Genomic DNA, 22310 nt, shown 5'->3' with positions numbered 1-22310 from the left:
GGGAAAGATTTGACGATGCGCACCGCCATGATCCTGTTCGCCCTGCTGGCATCGGCCTGTGCGATGGGACAGGATGCCGCCATGTCGAGCCCTGCGCCCCTCACCGCCGACCACACCGCCGCCGCCCGCCCCATCGTCATCGCACATCGCGGCGCCAGTGGCGACCGGCCCGAACACACGCTTGCCGCCTATGATCTGGCCATTGATCAGGGCGCGGATTTTATCGAACCCGATCTGGTGCCGACCCGGGACGGACATCTGGTTGCGCGGCACGAAAACAACATCACCGACACTACCGATGTTGCCGCGCATCCCGAATTTGCCGCGCGGAAAAAGACAAAGACCATCGACGGAGAGACGCAGACCGGCTGGTTTACCGAGGATTTCACGCTGGCCGAACTCAGGACGCTGCGCGCGAATGAGCGCCTGCCGCAACTGCGCCCGGCCAACACCCGCTATGACGGGCAGTTTGCCGTTCCGACGATCGAGGAAGTGATCGCGCTGGCCAAACGGCGTTCGGCCGAAACGGGGCGCACCATCGGCATCTATCCCGAAACCAAGCACCCCACCTATTTCCGCGCCATCGGCCTGCCGCTGGAGGAAAAACTGGTCGCCGCGCTTCAGGCGGCGGGCTGGAACCGGGCCGATGCGCCGGTTTTCATTCAGTCGTTCGAGGTCGACAATCTGAAACGGCTGCATACGCTGACCCCCGTCCCGCTCATTCAGCTGATGGCGTCAACCGGTGGCCCGGCCGATGGCGCCGCGACCAGCTATGCCGCGATGGCGACGCCCGATGGCCTGCGCGCCATTGCCGCCTATGCCGCCGGAATCGGCCCGGAGAAGGCGATGATCCAGCCCGGAGACGGTCCCGCGACGACGCTGGTCGCCGATGCACACGCCGCCGGACTGAAACTCCATCCCTGGACCTTCCGTGCCGAAAGCTATTTCCTGCCGCCCTCGCTCAAGGTCGGCGGTCCGGCCGATCGCGGGCATCTGGACCGGGAAGTGCGCCGTTTTCTGGACCTTGGCGTGGACGGTGTTTTCAGCGATCATCCCGGCATCGCCGTCGCCGCCCGCGACCGCCCGTCGGAGTAATCGCCATGCGGCTTGCCGCCAGTCTCGCCCCCCTGCTCGTCCTGCCGCTGGTGACCGGCTGCATCGTCAAGACCGCCGCCGATATCGTCACCGCACCGGTGCGTGCCGGCGCTCAGGTCGTCGACTGGACCACGACCAGCCAGGACGAGGCCGACCGCAATTACGGCCGCGAAATGCGCAAGCGCGAAGCACGCGAGGGCAAGGAACGCCGCGCCTGGGAAAAGGCGTGCCGGAAACGGCCCGACGAATGTCGCCCCTATGACGGCTATGTCGCCAGCCGGCCGGACTGACCCCGGCTAAGCGGCGGGTTCAGGCCAGCCCCTCGGCCACCGCGCGCAGCACCGCGGCGCGGCACTGGACCAGCAAATGGCTGGATCGCACCTCGACCGCGCGGCAATTCGGATCATCGGCAGTCACGCAGTTCATCCCCTGAACGAAACCGTCGCTGCGGCTCCAGATCGCCGTGGATGGCACCGGCAACGGCCGCACCGCCTCGGCCAGCCGGTCGCGCACCTGCGGATCGTCGATCTTTTCCCCGGCCAGCAGTTCATAGACGCGCCAGACATTCGTCGCCCGCCCCGGCCCGGCGAAGGGGGAGCTGATCGTCACCACGCGGGACACCAGATCGGGCCGCCGATGCGCGACGAGCCGCGACAGGATGCCGCCCAGGCTGGTGCCGACCAGCGCGACCTTCTGTCCGCCCGCCGCCGCCGACATCGCCTCAACCCGGCCGATCAGCCGGCCCAGATCGGCGCCGACCGTCGGCACGCCGCGATTGACGCCAAGCCCCCATCCCTCCGCCCGATAGCCCAGCCGCAGCAGATAGCGTTTCAGGATGGTGCTCGACGCATCATTGTTGGCCAGGCCGGGCAGCAACATGACGGGGCGGCCGCGCCCCACCCGATCCATGGGCAAGGATCGCCAGCGCACCGCCAGTTCGGTCAGGCCGATCAGCGCGCGTGCCGGCTCGACGGCGAACAACAGGGCGGGGGGCGGCGTGTCGATGCTCATGGCAACTGCGCTACCACGGTCCAGGTGAACGGCGTCCAACGCCCCACCCGAACGCCCGCAGCGCGCAGCGCCTCCCCCACCCAGGCGTTACAGGTATGGACCGCGGAATATCGGCCGCGCCCGTCAAAGAAACTGTCCGACCGGAAATGCCCCGGCCGCCCCGCCCCGCCCGGCTGCGCCCAGCCGGCACGGATGAACATGGCCAGCCGCCGATATTCCTCCGGGCGCAGCGTGACGGCGCGCACCGACGGGCCGGGGACCGGGCGGGGCAGGTGCTGGACATGGATGACGGTCGCATCGCTGCCGATGGCGGCGTTCAGGATGGTGCCAATGCGCACATCGGCCCAGGTCGGCGTATCCTGATAAAAACCGCGCTCGCCCCATCCGATGGCCAGCCAGCCATGCCCGGCCATCCTCGGATCGCGCAGCGCCGCTGCCGGGGCCAGCGGCCGCCAGTCGATCCCGGCTGCAACCTTGGGCACCACGATCCCGGCATGAACGCCATTATCCTCGATATAGATGGTGATGCCGTCGTCCGGCGGCTGCCAGCCGGCATTGGCCGGGATCATGCCGCCGATCGTCCCGGCGATGACATACAGCACGACCAGCGCGGGAATCGCGGCGATGGCCAGGATCAGGCGGCGGATGCGGGCACGGTTTCGGGTCATCCGCTGGCTATGCTATAGCAACGTCATGGTTGATGAAACGCACGTTCTTGATCGTCCGCCGGCCGGGGCAAATCCCGACTGGACGATCCCGCAGGATTGGGAATCCTTCACCCCCGCGGAACATGCGGTGTGGGATACGCTGTATGAGCGGCAGATGAAGCTGCTGCCCGGCCGGGCCAGTGCCGCATTCCTGCGCGGACTGGACGCGCTGCGCCTGTCCGAACGCGGCATTCCGAATTTCGAGGAATTGTCCGACCGGCTTGAGGCGCTGACCGGATGGCGGGTCGTCGCCGTGCCGGGGCTGGTGCCCGACGACGTGTTCTTCGACCACATGGCGAATCGCCGCTTCGTCGCCGGCAATTTCATCCGCCGCCCGGACCAGCTCGATTATCTTCAGGAACCGGACGTGTTCCACGACGTGTTCGGCCATGTGCCGATGCTCGCCGATCCGGTGTTCGCCGATTATCTTGCCGCCTATGGCCGGGGCGGGCTGCGCGCGCTCAAGCTTGGCGCACTCAAGCAGCTGGCGCGGCTTTACTGGTACACGGTCGAATTCGGCCTGATCGAGGAAGCGGACGGCCTTCGCATCTATGGCTCCGGCATCGTGTCCAGCTCGGCCGAAAGCGTGTTCGCGCTGGATAGCGACAGCCCCAACCGCATCCGGTTCGACATGAAACGGGTGATGCGCACCGATTACCGGATCGACGATTTCCAGCAGAGCTATTTCGTCATCCCCAGTTTTGACGAACTGCTGCGCCAGACCGTCGAAACCGATTTCGCCCCGCTTTATGACGAAATCCTGCCCCTGCCATCGCATCCGGTGGACGCGATCGTTGCGGGCGACGACGTCCTCACCCGCGGGACACAGGCCTACGCGCTCAGCAAGGCGTAACCGGCCGGATCACCAGCTTCCGAAACCGGGCGCCGGGCTGGGCACCCTTGGCCCCGGCCGGGTGGTCCGGTCCGCCCCGAACCGGTGGCGGCGGACCAGGCGCAGCGTCGGCCACTGGCCCCGGTCGATCCGTCCGGCCAGCCGCATCCCCTGCCGCCGATAGGCGCGGATCACCGCCTCTGCCTGCGTATCCAGCAGCCCCGCCAGGATCAGCGTCCCGCCCGGCGCAACCGCGGCGCACAGCGTCGGGGCCAGGTCGATCAGCGGCCCGGCCAGGATGTTGGCGATGGCCAGGTCATAGGGCGCGCGGGCGATCAGCATGGGATGCTCCAGCCCCGGCGCGACGGCCAGCGCCAGCGTCCCCTTGCCCCGGCCCAGCGCCACGCCATTGGCCAGCGCATTGTCGCGCGTCACCTCGATCGACATGGGGTCGATGTCCGATGCGGTCGCCTGCGCCGTCGGCCACAGGTGCATCGCGGCAAAGGCGAGCAGGCCGGTGCCCGTTCCCACATCCACCACATGCCGGAACCGCGCGCCCGCCCGCTTCAGATCGTCCAGCATCATCAGGCAGCCACTGGTCGTCTCGTGCGTGCCCGTGCCGAACGCGAGGCCCGCCGGGATCATGAACGGCACGGCGCCCGCCGGCACATTGCCCTTGTTGGTGTCGGTGTGGACATAGAACCGGCCGGCCTGCACCGGCTCGATGCCCGACTGGCTCATCGTCACCCAGTCGGCATCGTCCAGCCGCTCCAGCACCGGCTTTGCCCCGGCCGCGCTTGGGGCCATCGCCAGGACGGCGGCAATCGCCGCCTTGTCGGGCTTGCCCTCGAAATACGCCTCGATCCGCCAGCTGTCGGGATCGTCCTCAACCGATTCGCTGGTCATCAGCACCGGCGTCGGCTCCAGCATGGCCAGCGCGCCCAGATCGGCGTCAATCGCCTCTGCCTCGGCACGGGTACAGGGCAGCGTCAGTTTCCAGCTTTCAGCGGACATAGCTGGCTCCGTTCACGTCCAGCACCGCGCCGGTCATGCTGGCGGGCGCTTCCAGCGCGCAGAACCGCGCCATCGTCGCCACCTCGTCCGGCATCGCCACCCGGCCCAGCGGAATGTCGGCCAACAGCTTGTCGCCGCCCCGGCTGGCCAGATACTCCTCGGCCATCCCCGTCATCGTAAATCCGGGGCAGATGGAAAAGGCCAGGATGCCCTGTGCGGCATAGGCGCGGGCGATCGTCTTGGTCATCGCGACCATGCCCGCCTTTGACGCGGCATAATGCCAGTGCGCGGGGCTGTCGCCGCGATGGGCGGCCCGGCTGGCGATGTTGACGATGCGCCCGCCGCTTTCCCGGCCCTGCCAGTGCAGTACGGCCAGACGGGACAGTTCGGCTGCTGCGGTCAGGTTGATCCGCATGGTCCGCTCCCACCCCGCCAGCCATTCGGCGTCGGAGCTGTCGATCGGCGTCGCCTCGAACACCCCGGCATTGTTGATCAGGACATCGATCCGTCCGTCCAGCGCATCCAGCGCCCGCTGCCACAGCGATGGTGCCGCGACGGGCTGGTTGAAATCGGTGGCCAGCGGCCCCGTCGTCGCCTGTGTGGCAAGCCGGATACCCGGTGCATCAAGGGTCGCGGCAATCGCCGCGCCGATACCCCTGCTGGCACCGGTTAAAAGGATATGGACAGTCATGCCCGGTCGATACCGGCTGGACGACGCGCGCGAAAGCCCGGTTCAGCGGTTGACGCTGTCGGAAAACCGCTCCGCCGCTTCCTTCAGGTCGACCAGCCGGTCGTCGACATGGCCGAAATCCCGTTCCAGCTGGTCCATCTCGCTTGCGACGCTTTCGGTATCTTCGCGGATGGCGGCGATGGTGGAAGACATGGAATCGGCGGCCAGCGCGGTTTCATCGACGGCGGCGGTGATCGCGGTCACGGTCTGCGCCTGCACTTCCATCGCGCTGCGGATGCGATCTGCGCTTTGCTGAACCTCGGTCACCGTCGACCGGATCGACACGTTGGTTTCCACCGTAGATCGCGTCGCCGACTGGATCGCCGCGATCTTGGCCGCAATGTCGTCCGTCGCCCGTGCCGTCTGGTTGGCCAGGCTCTTCACCTCCTGCGCCACCACCGCAAAGCCCCGACCGGCATCGCCCGCCCGCGCCGCCTCGATCGTCGCGTTCAGCGCCAGCAAATTGGTCTGGCTGGCAATGTCGCGGATCAGGCCGAGGATCGATTCGATCGACTTGGCATGGTCGGACAGCATCTCGCTCATCTCAACCGCCTCGCCCGCCTGACCGCTCGCCCGCGTCGCAATGTCCGCCGCCGCCTCAACCTCCGCCCGCGCATCCTCGATCGCCCGGATCAGGCCAGCCGCCGTCTGCGCCGCCTCCCGCATCGCCACCGCAGACTGCTCCGCCGCCGCCGCAACCTCCGACGCCTTGCCCAGCATCCCGCGCGCAGATGCGGAAACGGAATGGGCCTGCGCCCGGCTCCGGTTGCCAAGTCCGGATGTGCCGTCGATCAGTTCGGCGATGCTGTCACGGAACCGGCGCGCATCCTCGCGCCGGGCAGCATCGGTCTGGGTCGCGTCGCGCTCGCCCAGATGGCCGGCCATGATGTTTGCCTCGATCAGCGCCATGCGCTGCACGACCTCCGCCAGCCACCGCATCCGGGCCTTGTCGTCGCCGATCTGCTCTTCGATGATCTGCAGCGTCAGCCCGTGGGCATAGGCCAACGCGGCAAGCAGGGCCTGAAGCGGCATTTTTGCGCGGTGCGAATCGGCGGCATAGCGCCGCGCCGTCTGGACCCATTCGTCACCCAGCGGATCGACATATTTGACCAGCGCATAACGGGCTGAAACCATTACGGCTTCGGCCGTTCGCTGTTCGTCATAATAACCGCGAATGCCCTCGGCTGCGGGTAGCGACAGGTAATGGCGCCAGAAACTCTGGCCAAGCTCGATCGAGCGATCGCCGATCAGCTCGCCGACCTCGCGCGCTCCGGCGACCAGCCTGCCGTCCCAGTCATAGGCGCGCAGGCGATCCGCAACGGATCGCTCGTCCCGTGCCCATTGCCCGACCCTTGCGGATTTTGCAGCCGCCATTTCCCCTCCCCCAACCGCTCTTTATGCGGCAACCTTTGCCACGAATTCTCCGGCTCCGGTCTTCAGCGAACCGAGTTCGCTCTCCAGCACGGCAAAACCCTGACCGACGCGCTCGATGTCGCTTGCGACGCTTTCGGTATCTTCGCGGATGGCGGCGATGGTGGAGGACATCGAGTCGGCGGCCAGCGCGGTTTCATCGACGGCGGCGGTGATCGCGGTCACGGTCTGTGCCTGCACTTCCATCGCGCTGCGGATGCGGTCCGCGCTCTGCTGAACCTCGGTCACCGTCGACCGGATCGACACATTGGTTTCCACCGTCGATCGCGTCGCCGACTGAATCGCCGCGATCTTGGCCGCAATGTCGTCCGTCGCTCGTGCCGTCTGGTTGGCCAGGCTCTTCACCTCCTGCGCCACCACCGCAAAGCCCCGACCGGCATCGCCCGCCCGCGCCGCCTCGATCGTCGCGTTCAGCGCCAGCAAATTGGTCTGGCTGGCAATGTCGCGGATCAGGCCGAGGATCGATTCGATCGACTTGGCATGGTCGGACAGCATCTCGCTCATCTCAACCGCCTCGCCCGCCTGACCGCTCGCCCGCGTCGCAATGTCCGCCGCCGCCTCAACCTCCGCCCGCGCATCCTCGATCGCCCGGATCAGGCCAGCCGCCGTCTGCGCCGCCTCCCGCATCGCCACTGCAGACTGCTCCGCCGCCGCCGCTACCTCCGATGCCTTGCCCAGCATCCCGCGCGCGGAAGACGATGTTTGCGACGCCTGTGCACGCAGGCTGTGGCCTTCATGGCTGGCCCGCTCGACAGTCGAGCCGATGCTGTTGCGGAAATCCGCGGCCAGCCGCTCGCGGCTCACCTGTGCGCTGTACGCGCGATAGCCGGTGTAGATTTCGACGGTGATGTCGCTTTCCAGCGCGGACAGCCGCATCAGCGTGTCGACATGGCGAACCAGATCGGGATCGCCTGCCGGCATCTTCCGCATCAGCACTTCCAGCGCGGTGCGGTCGCTTGCCGAAATCATCGACAGCAGCGCCATCGGCGGCACACCCGCGCCATAGGCGGCGGCAACGGATCGCTCGATCGATTCGATCCAGTCGCGCCGTTCGGTATTCAGGAACCGGTCGCGCAGGAATGCGACGCCCAGGTCGATCATCTTTTCGGTCTCATGCGTCGCCCAGACCCGCTGGTCGGCAAAACAACGCAGCCATTGCAGCCAATATGCCTCTGAAATTGCACGGATATCCGCTTCAAGCACCGCCCAGACGGCCCGCGCGTTGTCGATCAGCACATGGTCGGTATCGAACACCCGCAGCCGGGCCTCCAAATCGACCATGGCCGAAATGCTGCCTGGCGTGGGCAGATCGGTTGCGCTGGATGATACGGTCACGTGATCCCTTTCGGCTCCCTTGCAAGACGGAATTTCCGCTCGGCCCGGTGATACCGGCGCAGGAGTTAAAGGCTGGTTAGTCATGGAACGGCGTCATTCGGCTTGAAACCTGCGCGCGCGGCCGTAGATAGGCAACGCAGCATTCAGGGGAACCCAATTGGCTACCGCGCGCCCGAAAAATCGACCGCTTTCACCGCATCTGAGCATCTGGAAATGGGGACCGCACATGCTGGTTTCCATTTTGCACCGCGTCACCGGGTCGGGCATGGCGCTGGTCGGCCTGGCGCTGCTGGTCTGGTTTCTGGCGGCGCTGGCGGGCGGCGAGGAAAGCTATGCCGCGTTCCGCGACGTGTTCACCTATCAAAGCGGCGCGCTGAACGCGCTTGGCTATCTGCTCGGCATCGGCCTGACGGTCAGCCTGTTCCAGCATATCGGCACGGGCGTCCGTCACTGGGTGCTCGACGTCGGCGCCGGCTATGAACTGCGCGGCAACAAGCGCGGCGCTCTGCTGACGATGGTCTGGTCGATCGGCGGAACGGTGCTGTTCTGGGCTTATCTGACGCACGCCCAGTGGCTGCCGCTGATTTCGGGGAAGTAAGATATGGGTACGGGAAGCAGCATCGGCCGCGTGCGCGGTCTTGGATCCGCCAAGGAAGGCGCGCACCATTGGTGGCATCAACGCCTGACTTCGGCGTCCAACCTGTTCCTGATGGTCTGGCTGCTGGCATCGCTTGCCATCCTGCCGGACTTCGGCTTTGCCCGGCTGACGGAATGGCTGGCCTCGCCCTGGGCGGCGGTGCCGATGTTCCTGCTGGTGCTCAGCCTGTTCTATCACGCCCGGCTTGGGCTGCAGGTCGTGATTGAAGACTATCAGAAGGACGAGACGCGGATCGTCTACCTTGTCCTTCTGAACGCCGCGGTGTTTGTCGGAGGGGCCATCGCCTTGTTTTCCATCGCGAAAATCGCATTCACGGGAAGCGCAGACTGATGACCGACAGTTACAAGATCATTGACCACACCTATGACGTCGTCGTGGTCGGCGCGGGCGGATCGGGCCTGCGCGCAACGATGGGCGCGGCCGAGGCGGGCCTCAAGACCGCCTGCGTGACCAAGGTGTTTCCGACGCGCAGCCACACCGTCGCCGCACAGGGCGGGATCGCCGCCAGCCTGGGCAACAACACGCCCGACCACTGGTCGTGGCACATGTACGACACCGTCAAGGGTTCGGACTGGCTGGGCGATCAGGACGCGATCGAATATCTGTGCCGCGAGGCACCCCAGGCGGTGTACGAGCTGGAGCATGCCGGCGTGCCGTTCAGCCGGAACGAGGACGGGACGATCTATCAGCGCCCGTTCGGCGGCCATATGCAGAACATGGGTGCCGGCCCGCCGGTGCAGCGCACCGCCGCCGCCGCCGACCGTACCGGCCATGCGATGCTGCACGCGCTCTATCAGCAGTCGCTGAAGTACGACGCGGACTTCTACATCGAATATTTCGCGCTCGACCTGATCATGGAAAACGGCACGTGCCGGGGCGTCATCGCCCTGTGCATGGAGGATGGCAGCATCCACCGTTTCCGTGCCCATGCCGTCGTGCTGGCCACCGGCGGTGGCGGCCGCGTGTATCAGTCGGCGACCTCGGCGCACACCTGCACCGGCGATGGCAACGCCATGGTGCTGCGGGCCGGCCTGCCGCTTCAGGACATGGAGTTCGTCCAGTTCCACCCGACCGGCATCTACGGCGCCGGCGTGCTGATTACCGAAGGCGCGCGCGGTGAGGGCGGCTATCTGACCAATGCAGAGGGCGAACGCTTCATGGAGCGGTACGCACCCTCGGCCAAGGACCTCGCGTCGCGCGACGTCGTGTCGCGGTCGATGGCCATGGAAATCCGGGAAGGACGCGGCGTCGGCAAGGAATCCGACCATATCTTCCTGCACCTGAACCATATCGACCCCAAGGTGCTGGCCGAGCGGCTGCCCGGCATCACCGAAACCGGCAAGATCTTTGCCGGCGTCGATCTGACGCGCCAGCCGCTGCCGGTGGTGCCGACCGTCCACTACAATATGGGCGGTATTCCGACCAACTATCATGGCGAGGTCGTCCATCTGAAGGACGGCAACCCGGACACGGTCGTCCCCGGCCTGTTCGCGGTGGGCGAGGCGGCGTGCGTGTCCGTCCACGGCGCGAACCGTCTTGGTTCCAATTCGCTGATCGACCTGGTCGTGTTCGGCCGCGCTGCGGGCCTGCGGCTCAAGGAGCTGCTCAAGCCCAACGCCCCGCACAACCCGCTGCCGCAGGATTCGGCCGAGCTGGCGATCGGCCGCCTCGACCATTTCCGCCACGCATCGGGCGGCACGCCGACGGCAAAGCTGCGCGGCGACATGCAAAAGGCGATGCAGAAGCACGCCGCCGTGTTCCGCGACAGCGCCCTGCTGGCGGAAGGCGTGACCAAGATGGACGCGCTCTATCAGGGCATGGCCGATGTGAACGTGTCGGATCGCTCGCTGATCTGGAACACCGACCTCATCGAAACGCTGGAGCTGGACAATCTGATCGGCCAGGCGGTCGTCACTATCCGTTCGGCCGAAAACCGCAAGGAAAGCCGCGGCGCGCACATGCACGAGGATTTCCCGGAGCGCGATGACGCCAACTGGATGAAGCACACCATCGCCACCTTCGACGGCTGGGGTGGCAAGGGCGGCAAGTGCGAAATCGACTACCGCCCGGTGCACGACTACACCCTGACGGACGAAATCGACTATATCGAGCCGAAGAAGCGGGTGTACTGATCCGCGGCGCGGCGGCGGCTCAGGCTGCCGCCGCCACCTGCGCCTTGGACCCCATGGCCTCTGCCGCGATCGTCAGGCTGCGTTTGCGCGCTGACTGGTCATAGATCGCGCTGGTCAGGATCAGTTCGTCCACGCCCGTCCGGTCGATGAACGCCCGCATCTGCCGGGCAACCGTGTCCGGTCCGCCAATCGCGCTGGCGCTCAGCACGCCGTCCAGCATCGCCCGCGCCTGCGGCGGCAGGCTGTCGCGATAGCCGGGGACCGGCCGCTTCAGCTTACCGGGATTGCCGGTGCGCAGCGCGACGAAGCTCTGCTCCATCGACGATGCCAGCAACGCGCCCTCCGCATCGCTTTCCCCGGCAAACAGGTTGAACCCCGCCATGGCATGGGGCGCGTCCAGCTGGGCGCTCGGCCGGAAATCGCGGCGGTACAGATACAGCGCCTCTTCCAGCATCTGCGGCGCGAAATGGCTGGCAAAGGCATAGGGCAGGCCCAGCGCGGCGGCGAGCTGAGCGCCATAGGTGCTGGACCCCAGGATATAGATCGGCACATCCGCCCCCGCACCCGGCGTCGCGCGGATGCCGGTGCTGCCATCATCGGCGAAATAACGCTGCAACTCGATCACATCGCGCGGGAAACCGTCGGGATCGGCCGTCAGCGTGCGGCGCAGCGCCTGCATCACCCGCTGATCGCTGCCCGGCGCCCGGCCCAGGCCAAGGTCGATCCGGCCGGGATGAAGCGCGGCCAGCGTGCCGAACTGTTCGGCGATCACCAGCGGCGCGTGATTGGGCAGCATGATGCCGCCCGCACCCACCCGGATGGTCCGGGTCGCGGCGGCGACATGGCCGATGACGATGGCGGCGGCACCGCCCGCAACCCCAGCCATCCCGTGATGCTCCGCCACCCAGTATCGGTGAAAGCCCAGCGTTTCGGCATGAGCGGCAATGGCGGCAGCATCGGCCAGCGCGTCGGCGACGCCCGCGCCCTCACGGACGGGGACCAGGTCCAGGAACGATAATCGGGTCATGCCTGCCAAGATAGGAACGACTGCCCCGATTTCCAAAGGCACCTGCCCTTTCAGCCCCCTTGACGCCCCGGTTCCGTGGGGGAAAGCTGGCGACTCATGGGGCATCCACGGATCAGGCGCTGGTCGACAGCCGGGGCGACGCTGCTTGCGGCGGTGTTTGCCGGTTCCGCTGCGCCCGGCCCGCAGGCGGGCTATACCCCGCCCGTCCATACCGGCCTTGCCCAGCAAGGCGTTGCCGCCGCCTCGCCGCAACAGCTTCAATCGATGGCCGATGCCGGGCTGGCCATGGAACGCGCACGACCCGCCGGATGGGCGCTCACTGAATCGCGGCGTCTGGCCGCCGGGGTCGATGCGCTGAAACCGCAGCGGCCCGGCGTGGTCGATGCCTATGTCCTCGTCGCCGGGATGGACAGCGATCCCGTGTTCGGGCGGGAGGCGAGAGAGGCCGCCCGCGTCCTTGAACGCCGGTATCAGGCGCAGGGACGCACGATCCTGCTGGCGGGAACCGACGGCACCGGCCCGTCCACCCTGCCCATGGGGTCGCCCGCCAATATCGAATCGGCACTGTCCGCGATCGCCGCGCGGATGGACCGCAAGGAGGATGTGCTGATCCTCTATACCACCAGCCACGGCGCACCCTGGGGCATTGTCTATCATGACGGGGACAGCGGTTTCGGCGCGATTTCGCCGTTTCGCCTGTGGTCCACGCTGGACACGCTGGAAATCGACCGGGCGATGGTGATGATCAGCGCCTGTTATTCGGGCGTGTTCATCCCCCTTCTGTCCAAATCGACGCGCGTGATCGCCACGGCGGCATCCTCGCGGCGGCCCAGCTTTGGCTGTGCGGCGGAAAATGACTGGACCTTCTTCGGCGATGCGCTGGTCAACCGCGCCCTGCGCAAGCCGCAGCCCTTTGCCGATGCCGCTGCAGAGGCGCAGGGCCTGGTCGCCGGATGGGAAAAGACCGCCGGGGTGGAATCCAGCGAGCCGCAGCTCTTCGTCGGCGAAGATGCCCGGACTTGGCTGACGGCGCTGGATGCCCGCGCGCCCCGGCTGGCGGGCAAGCCGGTGGGCCGCCCCGCCATGGCGATGCTCGATCAGTCCGCGCTTGCGGGCCGCTGACCCCCCGCGCATTTATTCGCCCGATCGCGAACCGGCGGGGAACCCTGCCCGCCACCGCCCGTTCGGCGCGCATGAACCAGTCCCCACATCCCTATCCGCTGTTCGCCCGACCTCATGTCGAGCTTGCCGGCCCCGTCGATCACGCGATGTTCGACCGCTTCCGGCAACAGGTCGATGCAGCGCCCGGCGACGGCCCGATCATCCTGTCGCTGTCAACCCTGGGCGGCGATCCGGAGGTCGCGCGCCTGATGGGGGACGAGGTGCGGATGCTGCGCGACTATACCGGGCGCGAATTGCTGTTTCTGGGCAAGGTCGCGGTCTATTCCGCCGGGGCCACGTTCATGGCGGCCTTTCCTGCGGACAAGCGGTTCCTGACGCGCGGCACGCGAATCATGATTCACGAACGCATCCTGTCAAAGACGGTCGAGCTCAGCGGCCCGCTCAAAACCTGTATCGCCAGCCTGAAGGCGGCCCTGCACGAAATCGAACATTCCATCCGGATCGAGGAGGAAGGGTTCGCCGATCTGGTCGCCGGCACGCGCATCGACCTTGACGACCTGAAAGCCCGCGCCCCGGAAAACTGGTATATCGAGGCAGAGCAGGCCCGCGATCTGGGCTTGGTGCTGGACGTCATTTGATACCGACTGTTCGATTCAATCCCGTCCCATGATCGCAAATTTCGTTTCTGCTGCATTTGCGAGCCCGGCCCGCCTGTTGTAACGCGTGCGGGTCTTGACTGGCGGCGTGCGCTCGCCAGATCGGTACAAACAGCAACGGGAAGTGACCATGGCCGAATTCGCCCTGCCAAAGAACAGCAAGATCAAGAACGAGGGCAAGGTTCACAAAGCGCCGCAAGGCGCCGCCCGCACCAAGCAGTTCAAGATCTATCGCTACGATCCGGACAGCGGTCAGAACCCGCGTTATGACACGTTCGAGGTCGACCTGGACGATTGCGGCCCGATGGTTCTGGACGCGCTCATCAAGATCAAGGGCGAGGTGGATCCCACCCTCACCTTCCGCCGCTCCTGCCGTGAGGGGATTTGCGGTTCCTGCTCGATGAACATCGATGGCAAGAACGCGCTGGCCTGCACCACGGCGATTGAGGATATCAAGGGCGCGATCCGCATCACGCCGCTGCCGCACATGGACGTGATCAAGGACCTGGTGCCCGATTTCACGCATTTCTATGCGCAATATGCCTCGATCAAGCCCTGGCTGCAGACGGTGACGCCGCCGCCCTCGGGCAAGGAACGGCTTCAGTCGCCGGAGGATCGCGCCAAGCTGGACGGCCTGTACGAGTGCATCCTGTGCGCCTGCTGCTCGACCAGCTGCCCCAGCTATTGGTGGAACAGCGACCGGTTCCTCGGCCCGGCCATCCTGCTTCAGGCCTATCGCTGGCTGGCGGACAGCCGCGACGAAATGACCGGCGAGCGGCTGGACGAGCTGGAAGATCCCTTCCGCCTCTATCGCTGCCACACGATCATGAACTGCGCCAATGTCTGCCCCAAGGGGCTGAACCCGGCCCGGGCCATTGGCGAGATCAAGAAGATGCAGGTCGAGCGCGTTCTCTGACGCGCGCCATGCCTGAACGGAATGGATGGGGACCGCGCTGATGAGCGCGGTCCTTTCCGCGTATCGCGCCCTAATTGCGGGTGGCGAACTGCGCCCGGACGCCACTCAGGCCGCGGCTGCGGAGCGGCTGGCCGAACTGGCCACGGCGCTGGAGGCGGTGCCGAAACGCGGATCGACCCTGTGGAAACTGCTCGGCCGCCTGCCCGATCCGCCGCGCGGCGTCTATCTGTGGGGCGATGTCGGGCGCGGCAAATCCATGCTGATGGACCTGTTCTTTCAGCATCTGGATATCCGGCGAAAGCGCCGCGTGCATTTCCATGCCTTTATGCAGGAGGTGCATCACCGCCTGCACATCGCCCGCGGCAGTCAGGTGCCCGACCCCATTCAGCCGGTCGCCGCCACCATGTCGGAAGAGGTGCGGCTGCTCGCCTTTGACGAGATGATCGTCAACAATCCCGCCGATGCCGCCGTCCTGTCGCGGCTGTTCACGGCGATGTTCGATCGCGGCGTCACTATCGTGGCAACGTCCAACCGCGCGCCGACCGACCTGTACAAGGACGGGATCAACCGGTCGCTGTTCCTGCCGTTCATCGACCTCATTCAGCAGAAATGCGATGTGGTCGCGCTGAACGGTCCGGTGGATTACCGGCTGGACCGGCTGGGCCGCATCGACACCTGGCTGGTGCCGAACGGGCCGGAGGCGACGGCCGCGCTTTCGGCCGCCTTTTTCCGCCTGACCGACTATCCGGTCGAGGACCGGGCGAAAGTGCCGGTCGAGGAACTGGACGTGGGCGGCGGCCGCATGCTCCACGTGCCCAAATCGCTTAAGGGCGTTGCGGTATTCAGCTTCAAACGGCTGTGCGGCGAAGCGCGCGGCGCAGCGGATTATCTGGCGGTCGCCCGCCGGTTCCACACCGTCATCCTGGTCGGCATCCCGCGCCTTGGCCCGGAAAACCGCAACGAGGCGGCGCGCTTCGTCACGCTGATCGACGCGCTGTACGAACACAAGGTCAAGCTGCTGGCCGCCGCCGACGCCGCGCCCGAGGACCTGTATGCCACGGGCGATGGCCGGTTCGAATTTCAGCGCACGGTCAGCCGCCTCAACGAAATGCGCAGCTTCGACTATCTGGCCAAGGGGCACGGCGCGGACTGAGCCTGCGCCGACGATCCGGTCAGCGCACGCCTTCGAACACGAATTTCTGCACGCGGCGGCCGGTATTCACCTCGGTCGCATAGATATTGCCCTGCGAATCCGTGTCGATGCTGTGCAGCCAGATGAACTCGCCCGCCTGCCGCCCGTTGCGGCCGATCGCGCCGAGCACCTGATGCGTTTCGCGCAGCAGGATCCAGATGCGGCCGTTCATCATGTCGGCGACATACAGATATTTCTCGTCCGGGCTCATCGCGATGTCGGTCACGGTCCGCGTGCCGCCGGTTTCCGGCGCGATCACCAGGTCGCGGACGAACTCGAAGTTGCCGGCGCGCTTGCGGTACAGCTGCGCCCGGTTGTTGCGCCGGTCGCAGACATAATAATGGTCGTCCTTCGTCTTGACGATGCAATGCACGATGTCGCCAAAGCTTCTGGACGCCGGATTGGCCCCGCCATCGCCGGTGCTGGTCGCCTGGCTCTGATCGAAATTGCCGGCACGGGCCGGGCCGGTTGCGGGACCGCCATAGGCACCGAACGCTGCCGTGTTCCGGTTGGTCCGGCTGTCGAACCCGATGATCCGCTTGTTCTTGTACCCGTCGGCGATCAGCAGCTCGCCATCCTCGTGAAACACGTCCGCCGGATTGCCGAATGTCGTGAGGTCCGCATTGCCGCCGGTCTGCTCGCGCCGGCCATAGGCGCGGATGAACTTGCCATCGGCGGTAAAGTTCAGCACCGCATGGTCGCCATCGCCATTGCCGCCGAACCACACCGTCTTTGCCGTGTCGACATAAACGCCGTGAATGCTTTTCGGCCACTGGTTCACCCCGTCCAGCACCGGGCCGGTATCGGGCAGGCCCCATCCGGCCAGATACGCGCCCTCCCGGCTGAACCGGACGACCGTGGGTGCCGGCTTGCAGCAGACGGCAATCGGCGGGGTCTGTGCGGCGCCCGTGTCGGTCGGGCCAAGCGAATGGGGGCGGTGGACGACCCACACATCGTCATCGCCATCGACGGCAACGCCCGAAACCTGCCCCAGCATCAGGTCGGCAGGCAGCGTCGGCCAGGCGGCGTCGACGCGGAACCGGGGCATCGGCACGCCCTTTGCCACCACCACGGTTTCCACTTGGGCCAGGGCGGGCGGGCGAACCCGCGGCGCCGGATCGGCCGCCAGCGCCGCCGCCCCGATTCCCGCAACCATCATGCCCGCACTCAGCAACCCGGCCCGAATCCGCTTCATCCGATCTGTGCTCCCATGGGAAAGAGAGCCGCAGCGTGCCAGAGCGCCTAACGCTTGTCACGCCCGCCCTTTGCCCGCCAAAAGTGCTTATTGCACATTATTCGCATATGCAAAGATTTCCCGGATTTTCATGATTCTTTAGTTGCCCCGGCTTATGGATCGGCTTAATGCCCACCCGTTTCCGCGGGTCGTGGAGAGTGCCCGCATGGCCCAGAAAGGGAGACCCATGGCTCGCAAGAAGATCGCGTTGATCGGCGCCGGCAATATCGGCGGCACCCTAGCCCACCTCGCAGCACTGAAGGGCCTTGGCGACATCGTCCTGTTCGACGTTGCCGAGGGTATTCCGCAGGGCAAGGCGCTTGACCTATCGCAGTGCGGCCCGGTCGAAGGGTTCGACGCCTCGATCACCGGATCGAACGATTACAAGGATATCGCGGGCGCGGACGTCATCATCGTCACCGCCGGCGTCGCCCGCAAGCCGGGGATGAGCCGCGACGACCTGCTCGGCATCAATCTCAAGGTGATGAAGGCAGTCGGCGAAGGCATTGCCGCCAATGCGCCCGACGCGTTCGTCATCTGCATCACCAACCCGCTCGACGCGATGGTCTGGGCGCTGCGCGAATTTTCGGGCCTGCCGCACAGCAAGGTCGTCGGCATGGCCGGCGTGCTGGATTCGGCCCGCTTCAGCCATTTCCTGGCCGAAGAGTTCAAGGTGTCGGTCAAGGACGTGAACAGCTTCGTGCTGGGCGGCCATGGCGACACGATGGTGCCCGTCCTCGAATATTCGACGGTCAGCGGCATCCCGGTCAGCGACCTGATTGCCATGGGCTTTTCGACCAAAGAACGGATCGACGCGATCGTGCAGCGCACCCGTTCGGGCGGCGGCGAGATCGTCGGCCTGCTCAAGACCGGTTCGGCCTATTATGCGCCCGCCACCAGCGGCATCGCGATGGCCGAGGCGTATCTGTATGACCAGAAGCGCGTCCTGCCCGCCGCGGCGCACCTGACCGGCCAGTATGGCGTCGACGACCTGTATGTCGGCGTGCCCGTCATCATCGGCGCGGGCGGCGTTGAAAAGGTGATCGAAATCAACCTGACGGACGAGGCCAAGGCGAACCTTCAGGTCAGCGTCGACGCGGTCAAGGAACTGCTGGTCGCGTGCAAGGCGATCGACGAGAGCCTGGCCTGAAATTAGCGCTGCCCCGGCCATTGCCGGGGAACAAGGGAGCGAAGACTAGATGAGCATCCTCGTCGACAAGAATACCAAGGTCATCACCCAGGGGATGACCGGCAAGACCGGCACCTTCCATACCAAGGCGGCGCTGGATTACGGCACGCAGATGGTCGGCGGCGTGACGCCCGGCAAGGGCGGCACGATCCATGAGGAACTGGGCCTGCCCAATTTCGACACCGTGGCCGAAGCGGTGGCAAAGACCGGCGCAACCGCGTCCGTCATCTATGTGCCGCCGCCCTTCGCCGCCGATTCGATCCTGGAGGCGATCGACGCCGAAGTGCCGCTGATCGTCGCGATCACCGAAGGCATCCCGGTGCTCGACATGGTCCGCGTCAAGCGCGCGCTGTCGGGGTCGAAGTCGCGGCTGATCGGCCCGAACTGCCCCGGCGTGCTGACGCCCGGCGAATGCAAGATCGGCATCATGCCCGGTTCGATCTTTTCCAAGGGGTCGGTCGGCGTTGTTTCCCGGTCGGGCACGCTTACCTATGAAGCGGTGTTCCAGACGACCAATGCGGGCCTGGGTCAGACGACCGCGGTCGGCATCGGCGGCGATCCGGTGAACGGCACCAACTTCATCGACGTGCTGGAACTGTTCCTGGCGGATGATGCGACCGAATCCATCATCATGATCGGCGAAATCGGCGGCAGCGCCGAGGAAGAAGCGGCGCAGTTCCTGAAGGACGAGGCAAAGCGCGGCCGCAAGAAGCCGATGGTCGGCTTCATCGCCGGCCGCACCGCCCCTCCGGGTCGCCGCATGGGCCATGCCGGTGCGATCGTGTCCGGCGGGCAAGGCGGCGCAGAGGACAAGATCGCCGCGATGGAAAGCGCCGGCATCCGCGTCTCGCCCAGCCCCTCGCTGCTCGGCGAAACGCTGGTCGAGGTGCTGAAGGGGTGAACCCTTAACCCTTCTCCCGCTGGCGGGAGAAGGATACGGAACCTTGGCGCCGCAAGCGCTTAGGTGCAGTTGGATGAGGGTGGCCTTCGCCTCAGCAAGGAAAGCCCACCCTCACCCAGCTTCGACTAAGCCCGGATCAGGTCCGGGCCAAGTCTGCGCAACCCTCTCCCGCCAGCGGGAGAGGGATGGAGGTTGTCATGGGTTACGAAGGTCTGGATTTCGATGCCGTCGCCGGGGTCAGCCCCGCGTTCGTCGAATCGCTCTACGCCAAATATCGGCAGGATCCCGGCTCGGTCGAACCGGGCTGGCAGGCCTGGTTCGACGGGCTGGAGGGCGCGGTGTCCGGGCCAAGCTGGCAGCGCAAGGGCTGGCCGCTGACCGAAACCGATGCGCTGACCGCCGGTCTCGACCCCACCCAGATGGAGGCCGCGCCCAAGCCCGCACGGCCCGGCGCCCCGGCCAAGGCCGCGCCCGCCGCGGCTCCCTCGGCGGAGCAGATCGCGCAGGCCGCGGGCGATTCGATCCGCGCGATGATGCTGATCCGCACCTATCGCGTGCGCGGGCACCTGGCCGCCAATCTCGATCCGCTCGGCCTGTCCAACCGCGAGCTGCCGGACGACCTGAAAACCGAATATCACGGCTTTCCCGACAGCGAGATTGACCGCCCCGTCTATCTGGGCGGCGCGCTGGGGCTGCAGACCGCGACGGTCCGCGAACTGGTCGATATCCTGCGCCGCAATTATTGCGGCAATGTCGGCCTGGAATACATGCACATCGCCGATGTGGAGGAGCGCCGTTTCCTTCAGGACCGGATCGAGGGTCAGGACAAGGCGATCGACTTCACGCCAGAGGGCAAGAAGGCAATCCTGTCCAAGGTGATCGAGGCCGAGCAGTGGGAAAAATTCCTCGGCAAGAAATATGTCGGCACCAAGCGGTTCGGCCTGGATGGCGGCGAAGCGATGATCCCTGCGATGGAAGCCATCATCAAATATGGCGGCCAGATGGGCGTGCGCGAAATCGTGTACGGCATGGCCCATCGCGGCCGGCTGAACATGCTCGCCAATGTGATGGGCAAGCCCTATCGCGTGATCTTCCACGAATTTGCCGGCGGATCGGCCAACCCCGATGAAATCGGCGGTTCGGGCGACGTCAAATATCACCTGGGGTCCAGCACCGACCGCGAATTTGACGGCACCACCGTCCATATGTCGCTGGTGGCCAACCCCTCGCACCTGGAAGCGGTCGATCCCGTCGTGCTGGGCAAGGTGCGCGCGCTTCAGACGATGCGCGGCGACCTTGAGGCGCATGAGCAGGTGCTGCCCGTGCTGATCCATGGCGATGCGGCGTTCGCTGGCCAGGGGATCGTTTGGGAATGCCTCGGCTTTTCCGGCATCCGTGGCTACAACACCGGTGGCTGCGTCCACTTCATCATCAACAATCAGGTTGGCTTCACCACCTCGCCGCAATTCGCCCGTTCCTCGCCCTATCCGTCGGACGTGGCAAAGGGGGTTCAGGCGCCGATCCTGCACGTCAATGGCGATGATCCGGAAGCGGTGACCTTTGCCTGCAAGATGGCGATCGAGTTCCGGCAGAAGTTCCACCGCGACATCGTCATCGACATGTGGTGCTATCGCCGCTTCGGCCATAACGAGGGCGACGAGCCGAGCTTCACCCAGCCGCTGATGTACGCAAAGATCCGCCAGCATCCGCCGGTCAGCGACGTCTATGGCCAGAAACTGTCGAGCCAGGGCGTGATCGACGCCAGCTTTGTCGAGGGCAAGGTGAAGCAGTTCACCGACCTGCTCGAAGACGAGTTCAAGGCCGGTGCCAATTACAAGCCGAACAAGGCGGACTGGTTCGCCGGGCGCTGGTCCGGCCTGTCCGCGCCTGCCGACCCCGAAAGCGCGCGCCGCGCCGTGGATACCGGCATCGATCGCAAGCTGTTCGACAGCCTGGGCCGCACGCTGACCGAGGTTCCGGCCAGCATTCAGATTCACAAGACGCTGACCCGCGTCCTCGATGCCAAGCGGCAGATGTTCGCCAGCGGTGAGGGCTTTGACTGGGCGACCGGCGAGGCGCTGGCGTTCGGCTCGCTGCTGTCCGAGGGGTTCGGGGTCCGCCTGTCGGGTCAGGATTCCGGGCGCGGCACCTTCAGCCAGCGGCACGCCGTCTGGGTCGATCAGACCGACGAGCACAAATACGTGCCGCTGATGGAAATCCCGCACGGCAGTTTCGAGGTGCTGGACAGCCCGCTGTCCGAATATGGCGTGCTCGGCTTCGAATATGGCTATGCGCTGGCCGACCCCAAGACGCTGGTGTTGTGGGAGGCGCAGTTCGGCGATTTCGCCAATGGTGCGCAGATCATGATCGATCAGTTCATCGCCGCGGGCGAGATCAAGTGGCTGCGCGCCAACGGCCTCGTCATGCTGCTGCCCCATGGCTATGAGGGTCAGGGGCCGGAACACAGCTCCGCCCGGCCGGAACGCTTCCTGCAACTGTGCGCTCAGGACAATATGCAGGTCGCGAACGTGACCACACCCGCCAATTATTTCCACCTGCTGCGCCGCCAGATGCGCCGCAATTTCCGCAAGCCGCTGGTGCTGATGACGCCGAAATCGCTGCTGCGGCACAAGATGGCGGTTTCGAAAACGCAGGACTTCCTGGACGACACGCATTTCATGCGCATCCTGTCCGATCCCAACGGGCCGGCCGATGCCGATGTGAAGCGGCTGGTGCTGTGCACGGGCAAGGTCGCCTATGACCTGATGGAAGCGCGTGACGCGGCAGAGGACAAGCACACGGCCATCGTCCGCATCGAACAGCTCTATCCCTTCCCCGGCGATCCGCTGACCGTGCGGCTGAAGCGGATGGCGAACCTTGAAGAGGTCGTCTGGGCGCAGGAAGAGCCGAAGAACAACGGCTACTGGTTCTTTGTCGAACCGCTGATCGAACAGTGCCTGATCGATGCCGGCGTCAAGCCCCAGCGGCCGCGCTATGCCGGCCGTGCGGGCGCCGCATCGCCCGCGACGGGCCTGATGAAGCGGCACCAGCTGGAGCAGGGCGCGCTGATCGCCGATGCGCTGGGCCATAATGTACGCGAAGAAGTCCGCCGGACGCGGAAGGGATAA

21 protein-coding genes are annotated in these 22310 nt (G+C 66.0%); 13 read left to right on the top strand and 8 right to left on the bottom strand.

The window, feature by feature from the left end; all coding sequences use genetic code 11:
- Positions 1 to 81: 81 nt before the first annotated feature.
- Together NYR55_RS10770 and NYR55_RS10765 are read left to right on the top strand one after the other, a co-directional pair.
- Positions 82 to 1095, top strand: a complete 1014-nt coding sequence (locus tag NYR55_RS10770; RefSeq protein ID WP_260021639.1) for a glycerophosphodiester phosphodiesterase — start codon at positions 82 to 84, stop codon at positions 1093 to 1095.
- A gap of 5 nt (positions 1096 to 1100) precedes the next feature.
- Positions 1101 to 1385, top strand: coding sequence for a hypothetical protein (locus tag NYR55_RS10765; RefSeq protein WP_260021300.1), 285 nt, complete (start codon positions 1101 to 1103; stop codon positions 1383 to 1385).
- Between the two features lie 19 nt (positions 1386 to 1404).
- Here NYR55_RS10765 and NYR55_RS10760 read toward each other — a convergent pair whose 3' ends face one another.
- Together NYR55_RS10760 and NYR55_RS10755 are read right to left on the bottom strand one after the other, a co-directional pair.
- Complete coding sequence (locus NYR55_RS10760) at positions 1405 to 2106, bottom strand: alpha/beta fold hydrolase (RefSeq protein WP_260021299.1); 702 nt, start codon at positions 2104 to 2106, stop codon at positions 1405 to 1407.
- Entirely contained in the window at positions 2103 to 2774 is a 672-nt protein-coding gene (locus NYR55_RS10755; RefSeq protein ID WP_260021297.1) for a TIGR02117 family protein, read from the bottom strand. The genes NYR55_RS10760 and NYR55_RS10755 overlap by 4 nt, the downstream gene beginning before the upstream one ends.
- A gap of 25 nt (positions 2775 to 2799) precedes the next feature.
- Between NYR55_RS10755 and phhA the strand changes: the two genes are divergently transcribed.
- Positions 2800 to 3666, top strand: a complete 867-nt coding sequence (phhA, locus tag NYR55_RS10750; RefSeq protein ID WP_260021295.1) for a phenylalanine 4-monooxygenase — start codon at positions 2800 to 2802, stop codon at positions 3664 to 3666.
- 9 nt (positions 3667 to 3675) lie between these two features.
- Here the strand turns inward: phhA and NYR55_RS10745 are convergent, their stop codons facing one another.
- The 4 genes from NYR55_RS10745 to NYR55_RS10730 are packed head-to-tail and all read right to left on the bottom strand — an operon-like array spanning position 3676 to position 8128.
- Complete coding sequence (locus tag NYR55_RS10745) at positions 3676 to 4659, bottom strand: 50S ribosomal protein L11 methyltransferase (protein WP_260021293.1); 984 nt, start codon at positions 4657 to 4659, stop codon at positions 3676 to 3678.
- Entirely contained in the window at positions 4649 to 5350 is a 702-nt protein-coding gene (locus tag NYR55_RS10740; protein ID WP_260021291.1) for an SDR family oxidoreductase, read from the bottom strand. Before NYR55_RS10740 ends, NYR55_RS10745 begins: the two co-directional genes overlap by 11 nt.
- Before the next feature lie 42 nt (positions 5351 to 5392).
- Complete coding sequence (locus tag NYR55_RS10735) at positions 5393 to 6763, bottom strand: methyl-accepting chemotaxis protein (protein ID WP_260021289.1); 1371 nt, start codon at positions 6761 to 6763, stop codon at positions 5393 to 5395.
- Between the two features lie 21 nt (positions 6764 to 6784).
- Positions 6785 to 8128 carry a methyl-accepting chemotaxis protein gene (locus tag NYR55_RS10730; protein WP_260021637.1) on the bottom strand — a complete coding sequence of 448 codons (1344 nt, stop codon included), beginning with the start codon at positions 8126 to 8128 and terminating at the stop codon, positions 6785 to 6787.
- 253 nt (positions 8129 to 8381) lie between these two features.
- On the opposite strand from NYR55_RS10730, the gene sdhC reads away from it, so the two are divergent.
- From sdhC to sdhA, 3 genes are read left to right on the top strand one after another with little or no spacing between them, the layout of a single operon-like run.
- A complete protein-coding gene (sdhC, locus tag NYR55_RS10725) occupies positions 8382 to 8753 on the top strand; it encodes a succinate dehydrogenase, cytochrome b556 subunit (RefSeq protein ID WP_260021288.1) in 372 nt (123 codons plus the stop codon).
- 3 nt (positions 8754 to 8756) lie between these two features.
- Complete coding sequence (sdhD, locus tag NYR55_RS10720; protein ID WP_260021287.1) at positions 8757 to 9143, top strand: succinate dehydrogenase, hydrophobic membrane anchor protein; 387 nt, start codon at positions 8757 to 8759, stop codon at positions 9141 to 9143.
- On the top strand, positions 9143 to 10945 hold the full coding sequence (gene sdhA, locus NYR55_RS10715) for a succinate dehydrogenase flavoprotein subunit (RefSeq protein WP_260021286.1): 1803 nt from the start codon (positions 9143 to 9145) through the stop codon (positions 10943 to 10945). The genes sdhD and sdhA overlap by 1 nt, the downstream gene beginning before the upstream one ends.
- A gap of 19 nt (positions 10946 to 10964) precedes the next feature.
- Here the strand turns inward: sdhA and NYR55_RS10710 are convergent, their stop codons facing one another.
- Complete coding sequence (locus NYR55_RS10710) at positions 10965 to 11972, bottom strand: LLM class flavin-dependent oxidoreductase (RefSeq protein WP_260021285.1); 1008 nt, start codon at positions 11970 to 11972, stop codon at positions 10965 to 10967.
- A 96-nt stretch (positions 11973 to 12068) separates the two neighbouring features.
- Here NYR55_RS10710 and NYR55_RS10705 point away from each other — a divergent pair, with 96 nt between their 5' ends.
- The 4 genes from NYR55_RS10705 to zapE all read left to right on the top strand — a co-directional run bounded on the left by NYR55_RS10705 (position 12069) and on the right by zapE (position 15819).
- Positions 12069 to 13094 (top strand): C13 family peptidase, encoded by a 1026-nt coding sequence (locus NYR55_RS10705; protein ID WP_260021284.1) that lies wholly within the window; start codon positions 12069 to 12071, stop codon positions 13092 to 13094.
- Between the two features lie 71 nt (positions 13095 to 13165).
- Positions 13166 to 13732, top strand: coding sequence for an ATP-dependent Clp protease proteolytic subunit (locus tag NYR55_RS10700; RefSeq protein ID WP_260021283.1), 567 nt, complete (start codon positions 13166 to 13168; stop codon positions 13730 to 13732).
- A gap of 148 nt (positions 13733 to 13880) precedes the next feature.
- Positions 13881 to 14666, top strand: a complete 786-nt coding sequence (locus NYR55_RS10695) for a succinate dehydrogenase iron-sulfur subunit (RefSeq protein ID WP_260021282.1) — start codon at positions 13881 to 13883, stop codon at positions 14664 to 14666.
- Between the two features lie 40 nt (positions 14667 to 14706).
- Complete coding sequence (gene zapE, locus NYR55_RS10690; protein ID WP_260021281.1) at positions 14707 to 15819, top strand: cell division protein ZapE; 1113 nt, start codon at positions 14707 to 14709, stop codon at positions 15817 to 15819.
- Between the two features lie 19 nt (positions 15820 to 15838).
- Here the strand turns inward: zapE and NYR55_RS10685 are convergent, their stop codons facing one another.
- Complete coding sequence (locus NYR55_RS10685) at positions 15839 to 17053, bottom strand: hypothetical protein (RefSeq protein ID WP_260021280.1); 1215 nt, start codon at positions 17051 to 17053, stop codon at positions 15839 to 15841.
- A 226-nt stretch (positions 17054 to 17279) separates the two neighbouring features.
- Between NYR55_RS10685 and mdh the strand changes: the two genes are divergently transcribed.
- The 3 genes from mdh (at position 17280) to NYR55_RS10670 (ending at position 22310) form a co-directional block, all read left to right on the top strand.
- Entirely contained in the window at positions 17280 to 18242 is a 963-nt protein-coding gene (gene mdh, locus NYR55_RS10680; protein WP_260021279.1) for a malate dehydrogenase, read from the top strand.
- 49 nt (positions 18243 to 18291) lie between these two features.
- Positions 18292 to 19182, top strand: a complete 891-nt coding sequence (gene sucD, locus NYR55_RS10675) for a succinate--CoA ligase subunit alpha (protein WP_260021278.1) — start codon at positions 18292 to 18294, stop codon at positions 19180 to 19182.
- A 197-nt stretch (positions 19183 to 19379) separates the two neighbouring features.
- Positions 19380 to 22310 carry a 2-oxoglutarate dehydrogenase E1 component gene (locus NYR55_RS10670; RefSeq protein WP_260021277.1) on the top strand — a complete coding sequence of 977 codons (2931 nt, stop codon included), beginning with the start codon at positions 19380 to 19382 and terminating at the stop codon, positions 22308 to 22310.

It is taken from the genome of Sphingomonas sp. BGYR3, assembly GCF_025153455.1.
In the GTDB taxonomy this organism is placed as follows: Bacteria; Pseudomonadota; Alphaproteobacteria; order Sphingomonadales; family Sphingomonadaceae; genus Sphingomonas.
Note: the sequence above shows the minus strand (reverse complement) of the source record. Positions and strands in the feature narration are given on the sequence as shown.

Coding starts and splice junctions, on each gene's coding strand:
- mdh (WP_260021279.1), top strand. CDS start 17,280: ATGGCTCGCAAGAAGATCGCGTTGATCGGCGCCGGCAATATCGGCGGC.
- NYR55_RS10685 (WP_260021280.1), bottom strand. CDS start 17,053: ATGAAGCGGATTCGGGCCGGGTTGCTGAGTGCGGGCATGATGGTTGCG.
- zapE (WP_260021281.1), top strand. CDS start 14,707: ATGAGCGCGGTCCTTTCCGCGTATCGCGCCCTAATTGCGGGTGGCGAA.
- NYR55_RS10745 (WP_260021293.1), bottom strand. CDS start 4,659: ATGTCCGCTGAAAGCTGGAAACTGACGCTGCCCTGTACCCGTGCCGAG.
- sdhA (WP_260021286.1), top strand. CDS start 9,143: ATGACCGACAGTTACAAGATCATTGACCACACCTATGACGTCGTCGTG.
- NYR55_RS10710 (WP_260021285.1), bottom strand. CDS start 11,972: ATGACCCGATTATCGTTCCTGGACCTGGTCCCCGTCCGTGAGGGCGCG.
- NYR55_RS10670 (WP_260021277.1), top strand. CDS start 19,380: ATGGGTTACGAAGGTCTGGATTTCGATGCCGTCGCCGGGGTCAGCCCC.
- NYR55_RS10755 (WP_260021297.1), bottom strand. CDS start 2,774: ATGACCCGAAACCGTGCCCGCATCCGCCGCCTGATCCTGGCCATCGCC.
- NYR55_RS10740 (WP_260021291.1), bottom strand. CDS start 5,350: ATGACTGTCCATATCCTTTTAACCGGTGCCAGCAGGGGTATCGGCGCG.
- NYR55_RS10765 (WP_260021300.1), top strand. CDS start 1,101: ATGCGGCTTGCCGCCAGTCTCGCCCCCCTGCTCGTCCTGCCGCTGGTG.
- NYR55_RS10760 (WP_260021299.1), bottom strand. CDS start 2,106: ATGAGCATCGACACGCCGCCCCCCGCCCTGTTGTTCGCCGTCGAGCCG.
- NYR55_RS10700 (WP_260021283.1), top strand. CDS start 13,166: ATGAACCAGTCCCCACATCCCTATCCGCTGTTCGCCCGACCTCATGTC.
- sdhC (WP_260021288.1), top strand. CDS start 8,382: ATGCTGGTTTCCATTTTGCACCGCGTCACCGGGTCGGGCATGGCGCTG.
- NYR55_RS10735 (WP_260021289.1), bottom strand. CDS start 6,763: ATGGCGGCTGCAAAATCCGCAAGGGTCGGGCAATGGGCACGGGACGAG.
- NYR55_RS10770 (WP_260021639.1), top strand. CDS start 82: ATGTCGAGCCCTGCGCCCCTCACCGCCGACCACACCGCCGCCGCCCGC.
- NYR55_RS10705 (WP_260021284.1), top strand. CDS start 12,069: ATGGGGCATCCACGGATCAGGCGCTGGTCGACAGCCGGGGCGACGCTG.
- sucD (WP_260021278.1), top strand. CDS start 18,292: ATGAGCATCCTCGTCGACAAGAATACCAAGGTCATCACCCAGGGGATG.
- sdhD (WP_260021287.1), top strand. CDS start 8,757: ATGGGTACGGGAAGCAGCATCGGCCGCGTGCGCGGTCTTGGATCCGCC.
- NYR55_RS10695 (WP_260021282.1), top strand. CDS start 13,881: ATGGCCGAATTCGCCCTGCCAAAGAACAGCAAGATCAAGAACGAGGGC.
- phhA (WP_260021295.1), top strand. CDS start 2,800: ATGGTTGATGAAACGCACGTTCTTGATCGTCCGCCGGCCGGGGCAAAT.